General features: G+C 64.5%; 11 protein-coding genes and 1 tRNA gene. 2 read left to right on the top strand and 10 right to left on the bottom strand.

Annotated elements, in window-relative coordinates:
* The 6 genes from Q5H89_RS04055 to Q5H89_RS04030 all read right to left on the bottom strand — a co-directional run bounded on the left by Q5H89_RS04055 (nt 1) and on the right by Q5H89_RS04030 (nt 6,091).
* Nucleotides 1-759 carry an energy transducer TonB gene (locus Q5H89_RS04055; protein ID WP_305018021.1) on the bottom strand — a complete coding sequence of 253 codons (759 nt, stop codon included), beginning with the start codon at nt 757-759 and terminating at the stop codon, nt 1-3.
* Nucleotides 760-849: 90 nt separating this feature from the next.
* On the bottom strand, nt 850-2,976 hold the full coding sequence (locus tag Q5H89_RS04050) for a prolyl oligopeptidase family serine peptidase (protein ID WP_305018020.1): 2,127 nt from the start codon (nt 2,974-2,976) through the stop codon (nt 850-852).
* Between the two features lie 74 nt (nt 2,977-3,050).
* Nucleotides 3,051-3,542 carry a methylated-DNA--[protein]-cysteine S-methyltransferase gene (locus tag Q5H89_RS04045; protein WP_305018019.1) on the bottom strand — a complete coding sequence of 164 codons (492 nt, stop codon included), beginning with the start codon at nt 3,540-3,542 and terminating at the stop codon, nt 3,051-3,053.
* A gap of 177 nt (nt 3,543-3,719) precedes the next feature.
* Entirely contained in the window at nt 3,720-4,931 is a 1,212-nt protein-coding gene (locus tag Q5H89_RS04040) for an amine oxidase (protein ID WP_305018018.1), read from the bottom strand.
* Between the two features lie 48 nt (nt 4,932-4,979).
* Nucleotides 4,980-5,903, bottom strand: coding sequence for a cation diffusion facilitator family transporter (locus Q5H89_RS04035; protein ID WP_305018017.1), 924 nt, complete (start codon nt 5,901-5,903; stop codon nt 4,980-4,982).
* Nucleotides 5,904-6,018: 115 nt separating this feature from the next.
* Nucleotides 6,019-6,091, bottom strand: a tRNA-Thr gene (locus Q5H89_RS04030).
* Between the two features lie 134 nt (nt 6,092-6,225).
* Between Q5H89_RS04030 and Q5H89_RS04025 the strand changes: the two genes are divergently transcribed.
* Nucleotides 6,226-6,669, top strand: a complete 444-nt coding sequence (locus Q5H89_RS04025) for a hypothetical protein (protein ID WP_305018016.1) — start codon at nt 6,226-6,228, stop codon at nt 6,667-6,669.
* Nucleotides 6,670-6,699: 30 nt separating this feature from the next.
* Here the strand turns inward: Q5H89_RS04025 and Q5H89_RS04020 are convergent, their stop codons facing one another.
* The gene (locus Q5H89_RS04020; RefSeq protein ID WP_305018015.1) at nt 6,700-7,602 is read right to left on the bottom strand and encodes a S66 peptidase family protein; all 903 of its coding nucleotides are present in this window, start codon (nt 7,600-7,602) and stop codon (nt 6,700-6,702) included.
* A gap of 145 nt (nt 7,603-7,747) precedes the next feature.
* Between Q5H89_RS04020 and Q5H89_RS04015 the strand changes: the two genes are divergently transcribed.
* Nucleotides 7,748-8,989 carry an alpha/beta hydrolase gene (locus Q5H89_RS04015; protein ID WP_305018014.1) on the top strand — a complete coding sequence of 414 codons (1,242 nt, stop codon included), beginning with the start codon at nt 7,748-7,750 and terminating at the stop codon, nt 8,987-8,989.
* Nucleotides 8,990-9,275: 286 nt separating this feature from the next.
* Here the strand turns inward: Q5H89_RS04015 and Q5H89_RS04010 are convergent, their stop codons facing one another.
* The 3 genes from Q5H89_RS04010 to Q5H89_RS04000 form a co-directional block, all read right to left on the bottom strand.
* Nucleotides 9,276-10,010, bottom strand: coding sequence for an ABC transporter ATP-binding protein (locus tag Q5H89_RS04010; RefSeq protein ID WP_305018013.1), 735 nt, complete (start codon nt 10,008-10,010; stop codon nt 9,276-9,278).
* Nucleotides 10,011-10,181: 171 nt separating this feature from the next.
* Nucleotides 10,182-11,036 (bottom strand): ABC transporter permease, encoded by an 855-nt coding sequence (locus tag Q5H89_RS04005; protein WP_305018012.1) that lies wholly within the window; start codon nt 11,034-11,036, stop codon nt 10,182-10,184.
* 2 nt (nt 11,037-11,038) lie between these two features.
* Nucleotides 11,039-12,052, bottom strand: coding sequence for an aliphatic sulfonate ABC transporter substrate-binding protein (locus tag Q5H89_RS04000; RefSeq protein WP_305018011.1), 1,014 nt, complete (start codon nt 12,050-12,052; stop codon nt 11,039-11,041).
* Between the last annotated feature and the right edge of the window lie 65 nt (nt 12,053-12,117).

The raw sequence follows: 12,117 nt of genomic DNA, 5'->3' as shown, positions 1-12,117 counted from the left end.
TTACTGTAGCTTCAGGGTGATGGGGGCCGTGAAGCTTACCTTCACCGGCTTGCCGTCTTGCTGGCCGGGCGTGAAGCGCCTGAGCCGATACACCGCGCTCACGGCTTCGGCATCGACCAGCGGATGGAGCGGCTGCGTGATTTTAACGTCATCGACCAGGCCCTGCGCCGTCACGCTGAACGTTACCAGCACCCGGCCCTGAATGCCCGCGCGCCGGGCTTCCTTGGTGTAGTTGAAGTTGCGGCCAATGGCGCCTACCAGGGCCGCAAAACCGCCATCGCCCTCCGAGTAGCGCGGCATTATTTCGTATTCGAAGAAGGGCACCGCCGTGCCATCGGGCGCAAAGCACTCGCCGGTGCCGTGCAGGGCATCGGTGTAGCGCTCGCGGCGCTTGAGCTGCCCGCTCGGGTAGTACAGCACCAGCTCGCCGGTGCGCCGGCCGTGGTCAAATTCGGCGTGGGTGCGCAGCTGCCCGCTTTTGTTGAAAAACTCGCTTACGCCGTGCGGCCGGTGGCGCCGGACGTTATCAAGCTCCTCGCGGCTTTGCAGCTGGCCGTTGCTCAAAAAATAGTCGCGCACTACGCCGGCCGTGCTGTCGGTGTATTCCGTTTCGCGGCGGTAGTAGGCGCCGGCCGCCGAGGGCAGCACGTGCCACGTCGAGTCGAGAAACTCCTGCTTCAGCGGCGGAATGACTTGTTGGGCAGCAGCTTGGCCCAGCGGCAGGCTGGCGCAAACTACGGCGCCTAGCAAATATTTCATGCCCAAAAATAAAGCGGGAGTTGAGCCATTAGCTGGCTCAACTCCCGCTTTCAGGAAAAATATATACGCCAGGCAGTGCATGCTAGCCCCTTATTGCCCGGCGGCGTAGGGCACGCCCATGTTGGCAAACAGGAAGGCCCACTTATCGACCTGCTCGCTGATAATCTGGGTCGTGCTTTTGCCTGCCCCGTGGCCGGCCTTGGTTTCGATGCGGATGAGCACCGGGGCCGGGCCCTGCTGGTCTTCTTGCAGGCGCGAGGCAAACTTGAAGGAGTGGGCGGGCACCACGCGGTCGTCGTGGTCGGCGGTGGTTATCATCGTGGCCGGGTAGCTAGCCGGCTTCAGGGCGTGGTAGGGCGAGTACTTGTAGAGGTAGTTGAACATCTCGGGCGAGTCCTGGGCCGTGCCGTAGTCGTAGGCCCAGCCCGCGCCGGCCGTAAACTGGTTGTAGCGCAGCATGTCCATCACGCCCACGGCCGGGAAGGCTACCTTGCAGAGGTCGGGGCGCTGGCTCATGGTGGCGCCCACCAGCAGGCCGCCGTTTGAGCCGCCCTCCAGGGCCAGGTAGTCCTTGGACGTGTAGTTGTTCTTAATCAGGTACTCGGCCGCCGCGATGTAGTCGTCGAATACGTTCTGTTTCTTGAGCTTGGTGCCGGCGTTGTGCCAGCTTTCGCCGTACTCGCCACCGCCACGCAGGTTGGGCACGGCGTAGATGCCGCCCTGCTCCAGCAGAATAATATTGGAAGTGCTGAAGCCCGGCGTCAGGCTGATGTTGAAGCCCCCGTAGGCATAAAGAAGCGTGGGGTTTTTGCCATTCATCACTAGGCCCTTCTTATAGGTGATGAGCATCGGGATGCGCGTGCCATCCTTGGAGTTATAAAACACCTGCTTCGACTCGTACTTGCTCGGGTCAAACTGCACGCCCGCCTTCTTATACACCGTAGAGGTGCCGCTAGCCAGGTTGTACTTGAAAATGGTAGGCGGGTAGGTGTACGAGGTGAACGTGTAGTACGTGTCCTTGTCCAGCTTTTTGCCCCCAAAACCGCCGGCCGAGCCCACGCCCGGCAGCGCGATGGTGCGCAGCTTTTTGCCGCTCAGGTCGTATTCCTCCACCAGCGAGGTGGCATCTTTGAGGTAGGTGGCGAAGATGTGGCCGCCCACCGTGTTGATGTCCAGCACGTTCTTGGTTTCCGGAATCAGGTCCTTCCAGTTGGCCTGCGTGGGCGCGGCGGCGTCCACGGTCACGAGGCGGTGGTTGGGAGCGTTGTAGTTGGTTTCGATGTAGAGCTTGCTGCCCACGTTATCCACCACATTGCTGATGCTTTTTTCATCGGGCACAATCGTCACGATGGGGCTGCCGGGCTTGCTCAAATCCTGCAGATAGAGCTTGTTGCCGGTGGTAGTATTGGCGCCCGAGATGATGAGGTAGCGCTCGTCCTCCGTCACGCTGGCCCCGACGTAGCGGTTGGGGTCTTTTTCGCCGCCGAAGACGAGCTTATCGGTGCGCTGGGGCGTGCCCAGCTGGTGGTAGTAGAGCTTGTGAAGCTGCGTTTTGCCGGCCAGCTGGCTGCCCGCCGTGGGCTTGTCGTAGCTGCTGTAGTAAAAGCCCTGATTGCCCTTCCAGGCCAGCCCCGAAAACTTGACGTTCTTCAGCGTATCGCCCACAATGGCCCTGGTGGCCGTGTTGAGCACAATCACCTTGCGCCAGTCGGAGCCGCCTTCCGAAATCTGATAGGCCGCCAGGCTGCCATCCTGCGTGAAATTGATGCCCGCCAGCGAGGTCGTGCCGTCCTTCGAGAAGGTGTTGGGGTCCAGAAATACCTCCGGCGTGCCGGTGCCCAGTTGCCGATACAGCACGTACTGGCTTTGCAGGCCGGTATTTTTCGAGAAATAGGTGTACTTGCCTTCTTTGCGGGGCGCCGAATACTTCTCGTAGTTCCAGAGCTTGGTGAGGCGCTGGCGGATGGCCTCGCGGTAGGGAATCTTGCTCAGGTAGTCCTGGGTCACTTTGTTTTCTTCCTGCACCCAGGCTTTGGTATCGCTAGCCTGGTCGTTTTCGAGCCAGCGGTAGGGGTCGGCTACTTTGGTGCCGAAGTAGGTGGTCACGGTATCGACCTTGCGGGTGCTGGGGTAGGGCAGGGGCTTGATGGAGGCCAGGGTTTGCGCGCCAGCCGGCCCGGCCGCCAGCAGGGCTAGCAGAATAGAAAGGTTTTTCATGAGAAAATGAAGAGGTAAGCGCCGCAAAGTAAGAAAGCCGGGACGTTCAGCCCAGCCCCGAGGCTTGCAACTATTTACCCAAAGAGTGAGCCCTGGCGCTCGGGCTGCTCGAAGGCCAGCAGCCACCGCTTGCGCAGCAGCCCGCCGGCGTAGCCCGTGAGCGAGCCATCGGCGCCCACCACGCGGTGGCAGGGCCACACAATGGCTAGCGGGTTCTGGCCATTGGCGGCGCCCACGGCCCGCACCGATTTGGGATTGTTCAGCAGCCTGGCTACGTCGAGGTACGAGGCCGTGCGGCCGTGGCCGATGCCCCCCAGCGCCGCCCACACCTGCCGCTGAAAATCAGTGCCTACCAGCGGCGCGCACACCAGCTTAAAGTCGCGCAGCTCGCGGCTGAAATACGCTTGCAGCTGGCGGTAAGGCTCTTGCAGGCACGCGGCCACGTCGGCCGGGGCCGTGGGCGGCGGCATATCGTGGTCGAGAAACTGCACGGCGTGCAGCCCGGCGTCGGAGCCGCGCAGGGCCAGCATCCCGATGGGCGAGTACAAATGGGCGAGGGCTGCCATAAGTGGCGGGGCTAGGGTGGCTACTACCCGCAAGGTACTGGCAACGCAAAAAAAGAACGTTGGGCCGGCCGCCAGCAAACATCGCACGCCGGCTGTTGGGTTCGAAAGCCAACGAGGCAGAATGTTTGCCGGCGGCCGGCCCAACGCTCTGGCGCTATGGCCAGCCCCTGGGGAGGGCTAGCTAACCAGTATGCCGCCGCGCTGGCGCTTCTGCTTGGGCTGCGTGGCCTGGGCCGCCTGCACCATCGCCTGCGCGTCGCGCAGGGCTACGGCGCTGGGCTCGTGCAAGATGCGCCGGGGCGGGCCATCGGGCCGCAGCTCGGCATCCCAGAGGCCCGAGCGGTGCCACTGGTCGAGGTGGTCCCAGTCGGGGCGGTCCACTATGGGGTAGATGCACGACCCGAGCAGCGGCAGGCCCATTTGCAGGGTTTTGGCGCACTCGCGGCCTATCATGTGCCACCACAGCGGCCGGTCTACGCCCGGGTGGCTGGTTTCGGTCACCACAAAGGGGCGCTTGTAGCGCTTGTGGGCCTGGGCCAGCAGCTCGCTCAAAGGCACCCAGCGCGGGTCCATCACCGGGTCGTTCCAGCCCAGGTGGCGGTGCGGGTGTAGCTGCCACTGGTTGTCGTAGTAGTAGTTGAAGCCCACAATGTCGAGCAGGCTTTCGTGGCCGCCCAGCTCGGGGCACAGGCGGCCCGAGAGGATGTCGGTAGCCTGAAACTGGTTGGTATGCGCGCGCTTGGCTTCGCGGGCGTGGCTTACCCAGGGGTTGGGCGGCGGCACAATGTTGATGAGCGGCTCGGTGCTGAGAAAGCGGATGCCGGGGTCGGCCTCGCGCAGCGCCCAGCTGCCCTCAATGTAGGCGCGCATCAGGCCCAGCTTCACTTCCCAGCCCTGGCCCACGCAGTAGGGCGAGGTGCCGCGCACATCGCCCCCCAGCCACGACATAAAGCTGACCTCGTTGATGGGCGTGACGATAAGCGTGCCCTCGGACCGCACCGAGCGGTAAAAATCGACAAAGGCGCGGCACAGGGCCGCAAAGCGCCGGGCAAACATGGGGTGCAGCGGCGTCAGGTCGTCGGGGTAGCCAAAGTGGCACAGGTCCCAGATTTGCTGAATGCCGTGGCGCTCGCCCGCGTCGAGCATCGTGCGCACCGTGCTCCAGTCGTACTGGTAGGGCATTTTCTCAATCATCGCCCAGCGAATGCCCTCGCGCACCGTCTTCACGCCGAACTGGCCGAGGTCGGCGTAGTCGGCATCGAGCAGGGGCAGGTGGCCGGTAAGGGGCAGAAAATCGACCCGGTTGCCGAACGCATTAAGCTGGTCGGTGCATTCGTAGCCCCCCCACCAAAAAGAAGCGAAGGGGTTGTCTGTCAAGGTAGGTTGCATAAGAACTAGGGGTTACGGTGGTCGTCGGGGCCTGGCGGCCGGGGCACGCTACGCGCGGCCGGCCAGCGACTTAGCCTCGATGAAAATGCGTTTAAACTCGGGATGGCCGGCGCGGATGCGATTTTGCACGGCCACCACGGCCTCCTCTACCTGCGTGGCCGTGAGGTGGTCGTCGAAGTCCACGTCGAGGGCCAGCATCACGTCGTCGGGGGCCAGGTACATGGTTAGGGGCGGGCGCACGGTCGTGACGCCCGGTATCTGGCGGGCCAGGGTTTGCAGCTCGGCCAGGGTTTCGTCGCTCACGCCTTCGCCCACCAGTAGCGCCCTGGTGCGCGACACCAGCAATACGGCCACGCCCATCAGGAGCAGGCCGATGATGATGGAGGCGCCGCCGTCGAAGAGCGGGTTATTAAGCAGGTGCCCAAAATACACGCCTAGCAGGGCAATGAGCAGGCCCGCCACGGCGGCGGCGTTTTCGAGCACCGAGGCAAAAACGGCCGGGTCGCGGCTCGTGCGCAGGGTGGTCCAGAAGCTACTGCCGGGGGCCTGCTTTTCGAGCAAGGCGCGCAGGGCCAGCACCAGCGCGGCGCCCTCAAACAGGATGGAAACCCCTAGCACGATGTAGTTCCACTTGGCGTCTTCGAGCGGCTCGGGATGCTCCAGGTGCTTGATGCCTTCGTAAAAGGACATGCCGCCGCCGATGGCAAAAATCAGCACGGCTACTATCAACGCCCAGAAATACAGCTCTTTGCCGTGGCCAAACGGGTGTTGCGCATCGGCCGGGCGCTGGCTGCGGCTCAGGCCGTAGAGCAGCAGGCCGCCGTTGCCGGTGTCAACCAGCGAGTGAATACCCTCGGAGAGCATGGCCGACGAGCCGGTGAGGTAGGCGGCCACAAATTTGGAGGCCGCAATGGCTACGTTGGCGGCAATGCCGCCGTAGAGGGAGAGCTTGGAGGAGGAGTTTGCAGACATAGGCAACGTGCGTGTACGCGCCCAGCGGGGCGGGGTTGGCCTGGCTAGCCCGGGCCGGAATGCAAAAGCCCCGCAAGCGCCAAGGTGCTTGCGGGGCTTTTGTGCTCCTGAAGGGAGCCGATTATTGGACTCGAACCAACGACCTGCTCATTACGAATGAGCTGCTCTACCAGCTGAGCTAAATCGGCCTTTCCCCGCCGGCCAGTTGCCGTAGGGGCTGCAAATATACGGAGCCGCACGGCAGCCGCGCAACCCTTCGCAAAATTTTGCGCAACCCCGGGGCCTGGCCTGCGTCTGAGAGCGGGTACTGACTTACTGGCTTATGAAACTGCTGCCTTCCCTGGCCGCCGGCTTTGCCGGGGCCGTGGCCCTCACCGCCCTGCACGAAACGGCCCGCCGCCTGCGCCCCCACGATGCCCCCCGCATGGACGTGCTGGGCGAGCGCGGCCTGCGCAAAATTCTGCGCCTGGCCGACCTGCCCCAGCCCGCCGAGGGCGTGGCCTACACGGCTACCATGCTGGGCGATATCCTCAGCAATGGCTTGTACTACACGCTGGTAGGCAGCGGCAAGCACAGCCTGCCACGTGGGTTGCTGCTGGGGGCCGTGGCCGGCGCGGGCGGCGTGCTGCTGCCCGGCCCCCTGGGCCTGGGCGAGGCCCCTAGCAACCGCACCCCCCAAACCCAGGCCATGACCGTGGCCTGGTACACCGTGGGCGGGCTGGTGGCCGGTGCGGTGGCGCGGGCACTGCGCCAGCGCCGCCCGTAGGTTTTCAACTTACAACGCGCTCGGAGTAGTTTACTGGCTTAGCTGGCTGCCGCTGGGCGCGACAACTAGCGTGGTGGGCCGGCCTACCACAAGCGCCTGGTTGCTGGCCTCGTGGCCGACCGGCAAGCCGTAACCCACCGGAAAGCCGTAGCGCTGCGCATAGTAGTCGATAATCTCGTAAGCTGTTTGGCCGAAGGGCACGGCGTTGTCGCGCATCTGCGAAAAGTGGCCCACCGCCAGCCCCGCCAGCCCGGCCAGTTGCCCGCTGCGGTGCAGGTGCAGCAGCATCCGGTCGATGTGGTAGAGGTACTCATCCAGGTCTTCCAAAAACAGGATGCGCCCCGCAAAGCTGGCCTGCGAGCTGGTGCCGGTGATGGTGTGCAGCAAGCTCAGGTTGCCGCCCACCAGCTCGCCGGTGGCCGTGCCGGGGCGGTTGAGCGGGTGGGTGGGCGCCTCGCAGCGCAGGGGTTCGCCAAACAGCGCGTGGTGCAGGCTGGCCAGGGCGGCCTCGCCGTTTTCCTGGCCAAAAAGCACCGGCATCACGCCGTGAATGCTTTGGTAGCCCAGCCGCAGCAAGTGGCTGTTCAGCACCGTAATATCGGAAAAGCCGGCTACCCACTTGGGGTTTTCGGCTAAGGCGCTGAAGTCCAGCTCATCGACCAGGCGGGCGGTGCCGTAGCCGCCGCGCGCGCACAGAATGGCCCGGATGCCGGGGGCGTCGAGCTGGCGCTGAAAGTCGCGGCGGCGCAGTGTATCCTCGCCGGCAAACTGATGGTGCGCGGCGTCGATGCTTTCGCCCAGCACTACCTCCAAGCCCCAGGCTTGCAGGGTTTGGCGGGCAAACTCCACCTCGGCCGTGCTGATTTTGCGGGCGGGCGCCACGATGGCCACGCGCTGGCCGGCTTGCAGAAAAGGAGGGGCGATAGCGGACATACTACTAAGGAAGAAAAAGCGGGCTAGTGAGCGAAAGGCTGCAAAGAAACCACCTGCCGCCCATTAACCTTGTACGCCTGGCCTGCGTTGGTAAAAAGTCTCCTTTTCCTTAACTTATTGGGGCTTAATAGCCTGCTGCTAACTTATGCGCCTACTTTTCCGCCTCCTCACTAGTTGCTGCCTGCTGGCCGGGGCTGTGCCCGCGCTGGCCCAGCTAGCCCCCGTCGACACCACGGGCGGGCGCTACTACCAGCCGGTTTTTGCGGCCGTGAGCACCACCAGCGGCGTGGCCTACGCCACCGCTACCACCTACCTGGGCGTGGCCCAAACCCTGACGATGGACATCTACCAGCCGGCCGGCGACACGGTGAAGCGCCGGCCGCTCCTCATTTTTGCCCACCAGGGCGGCTTCGTCGGGGGCTCCAAAACCGACCCGTACATGGTGGCCATCTGCACCCGCATGGCGCAGCTGGGCTACGTGGCGGCCAGCATCGACTACCGGCTGGGCTTTCCGCTCACGGGCTTTGCGCAGCCCGCCGATACGCCGGGCGTGGCGCAGGCCGCCATCCGGGGTATGCAGGACATGCGGGCCGCCGTGCGCTTTTTCCGCAACGACGCGGCTACGGCCAAAGCCTACCGCGTGCACAGCAACTATATCGTGGTGGGCGGTTCTTCAGCCGGGGCCTTTATGGCCCTGGAAGCCGGGTACTTGGACAAGGCCAGTGAGGTGCCGGCCTACGTGGGGCTGGCCGCGCTGGGGGGCCTGGAGGGCACCGGCGGCAATGCCGCCTACAGCAGCGCCGTGGCCGCCGTGCTCAACCTGAGCGGTGCCACCGAAAGCCCCGCCATTATTGAGGCGGGCAATGCGCCGCTGTGCAGCGTGCACGGCACCGCCGATGCCACCGTGCCCTACCTACAGGGCCGGGTGGGCTCGCTGCTGCCGCCCAAGTATGTGTATGGCAGCGGCCGCCTCAACCCGCGCGCTACGGCCGTAGGGGTGCGCAACACGCTGCGCCGGCTCAGCCGGGCGGGGCACATTCCGTTTGAGAGCAGTACGCGGTATGCCGACACTACTTTTTGGACCATTCGCGACTTTTTGCGGCCCGTGCTGCGGCTGGCAGGCACCCCGCTGGCCGCCCGCCCGGCCAGTGCGGCTAGCCCCACTACCCTGGCCTACCCCCTGCCGGCCCACGACTACGTAGACCTGACGCTGCCTGCCAACTGGCGCGACCTGGGCGACGCCCGGCTGCTCGACCTCACGGGCCGCGTGGTGCGCCAACTCACGCCCCAGGCCCGGCAAACGCGGGTGCTGCGGGCCGGCCTGGCCTCTGGTAGCTACTTCTGGCAGTTGGCTGGCCAGCCTGCCGTAAGGGTAGTGTTCGATTGACGGGATGATTAGGTAGTTTAGAGTAATTATTTTCATTGATACCCTATCATTTTCAGGGAGTAAGAAAAAAATTAAGGTAACGCCTTCACCGGCACCTCGACGGGCGGCACCCTCACGCCCAATACCAACCCGCAAACGCCCAACCAACTGCGCTTCTTCCTCCTCATCACCCTGGAAGGCGGCACGCAGATTATCATCACCGAAGTGGAGGTGCGCCTGCTGTAGAGCCCAGTTGAGTTAATTAAAAAGGGCCCTGGCACTAGTGCCAGGGCCCTTTTTTTTAGGGCTAGGCCACTGCTTCGACCTCCAGGGCGTCGAGCACGCGCTGCTTCCAGGCCTGAAACTCGGGGCTGGTGCGGCGGCGCGGCCGGGGCAGGTCCACGGTGAGCGCCTGGCTGAGGCGGCCGGGGTGGCCGTGCAGCACTACCACGCGGTCGCTGAGCACGAGGGCTTCCTCCACATCGTGGGTCACGAGCAGCAGCGTAGGCCGGCTATCGGCCCAAATGTCGAGCAAATGCGCGTGCATGCTGGCTTTGGTAAACGGGTCGAGGGCGCTAAAGGGCTCGTCGAGCAGCAGCAGCGCCGGCCGGGTTACCAGGGCCCGCGCAATGGCTACGCGCTGCGCCATGCCGCCCGACAGCTGCCGGGGCAGCGCCTCGGCAAACGCGCTGAGGCCCACCCGCGCCAGCACGGCGTCGGTGCGGGCAGCCTGCTCGGCGGCCGGCAGCTGCGCCAGGCCAAAGCGCACGTTGTCGCGCACCGTGAGCCAGGGCATGAGCCGGGGTTCCTGAAAGATGACGCCTACGGCCGGGCTGGGGGCCGTGAGCGGCTTGCCGGCTAGCGTTACGCGGCCGGTGCTAGGGTGCTCCAGCCCCGCCACAATGCGCAGCAGGGTGCTTTTGCCGCAGCCGCTGGCGCCCACCAGCGTCACGATTTCGCCGGCCCGCAAGTGCAGGCTAATAGCCTGAAGCGCCACCACGCCCGTGTCGAACTGCTTGCCGATGTGGTCGAGTTGGAGCATTGGTAAAATGATAAATAATGCAGTCGGTGGTCATGCAGAGCATTCTGCGCATCAAGCAGAGACGAAGCATCTCGCATGCGGCACTATTCTCTTACGTTAGCAACGATGCGAGCGAGATGCTTCGTCTCTGCTTGATGCGCAGAATGCTCTGCATGACCTTGTTCCTACTATTCACTGGTAATTGCCAGCTGTGCCGTGCGTATCCTGCCAGTGCAGCAGGCGGCGGCCTAGCAGCGCCAGCAGCGAATCGGTGCAGCGGCCAAGCACCGCAAAGAGCAGGATGCTGGCCAAAATGGTCTGGGGGCGGCCGGTCATCTGGCCGTCTATCAGCAGGAAGCCCAGACCTTTATTGGCGCCCATAATCTCGGCAGCTACTACAAACATCCAGCCCAGACCCAGGCCGTTGCGCAGGCCCACGAAGTAGGCGGGCAGCGTGGCCGGTAAAAATACCCGTCGCATCAGGGCCAGCCCCGCCAGCCCATACACGCGGCCCACCTCCACCAGCTTGCGGTCTACCTGCTGAATGCCCGTCATCACCCCCAAATACACCGGGAAAAACACGCCCACGGCAATTAGCACCACCTTCGAGGTTTCGTAAATGCCGAGCCAGAGGATGAACAGCGGCACCCAGGCCAGCGACGGGATATTGCGCAGCCCTTGCAGCAGTGGGTCGAGCAGCCGGCGCACCAGCGGCAGGTAGCCCGTGAGCGCCCCTAGCCCCGTGCCCAGCGCCGCGCCCAGCCCAAAGCCGGCCGCCACCCGGCCCAGCGTGCGGCCCAGGTGTGGCCACAGCTCGCCGGTGCGCGCCAGCTCGGCTATGGTGGCCAGCACCCGCGAGGGCGCGGGCAGCAGGTTGGGCGGCAGCACGCCGGCGCGGGCCAGCGCTTCCCAGAGCGCCAGCAGCGCCACCGGCAGCACCGCGCCCAGCGGCCACTGCCGGCGGCCCGGCGGCTTGCGGTCCGTGCGGGCCGTGCTGGGCGCCGCCGCGGGTGCTAGCAGCGGCGCGGGTAGGGTAGAGGCCGCCATGCTTACTTAAGGGCTACCGGCGCGGCCCCTAGCTTGGCGGCGTACTGCGGGTCAATAAGCTCATTCACTGTTTTTTGCACGTCTACGCTGGCCTCAATGGTGCCGCTGCGCTTGAGTACATCGCCGGCGGCGGCAATGGTAGCGCGCTGCTGGGGACCAAACTGCACGATGCTGAAATCGGTGCGGCTGAGCTGCCTGGCGGCCACGGCGGGGCTAAGCTTGGCCTCGGTGGCGAGAGCCTGCTGCAGCTCGGCGGGGTGCTGCTGGGCCCAGGCGCGGGCGTGCTCGTAGGCAGCCAGCACCTCCTGCACCAGGGCGGGGTGCTGGCGGGCAAACTCCTCGCGCACATTGAGCACGCCGTAGCTGTTGAAGTCGGGGTTGCGATAGAAAAGCTTAGCGCCCGATTCCAGCTCGGCCTTGGCCATGTGGGGGTCGAGGCCAGCCCAGGCATCTACGTCGCCGGTGGCGAGGGCGGCGCGGCCGTCGGCGTGCTGCAAGGGTATCAGCTCAATATCTTTCTCGCTCAGCTTCGCCTGGTCGAGGGCCCGCAGCAGAAAGATGTACGGGTCAGTGCCTTTGGTAGCGGCCACGCGCTTGCCCTTGAGGTCGGCCACGGTCTTGATAGGCGAGTTGGCGCCCGTGACGAGGGCCGTCCACTCGGGCTTCGAGTAGATGTAGATGGCCTTGAGCGGGTTGCCATTGGCCCGGCCAATGAGCGCTGCCGCACCCGCCGTCGAGCCAAAGTCAATGCTTTTGCCGTTCAAAAATTCCAGCGCCTTGTTGCTGCCCTGGCTCAGCACCCACTCTACCTGCACGTGCTGCCTGGCCAGGTCTTTTTCTAGCCAGCCCTGCTGCTTCAGCACGAGGCTCAGCGGGTTGTAGTAGGCATAGTCGAGCCGGAGGGTGGTGGGGGCCTCGGCCGTGGCCCCGCCGCCTGCGCTATTGCAGTTCGCCAGCAGGCCTATTAGTGCCAGAGGCAGAGCAACCCAAATTTTTGCAGCAGCGAAATAACGCATAAGTGAGGCGTAAGTCATAGCCAGCTAATAAGTTAACTAAAATAGAAAAGTAAAAGCACCCTGGC

Source organism: Hymenobacter cheonanensis, from assembly GCF_030581075.1.
Classification (GTDB): Bacteria; Bacteroidota; Bacteroidia; order Cytophagales; family Hymenobacteraceae; genus Hymenobacter.
This window is presented reverse-complemented; position numbering and strand designations above follow the sequence as displayed.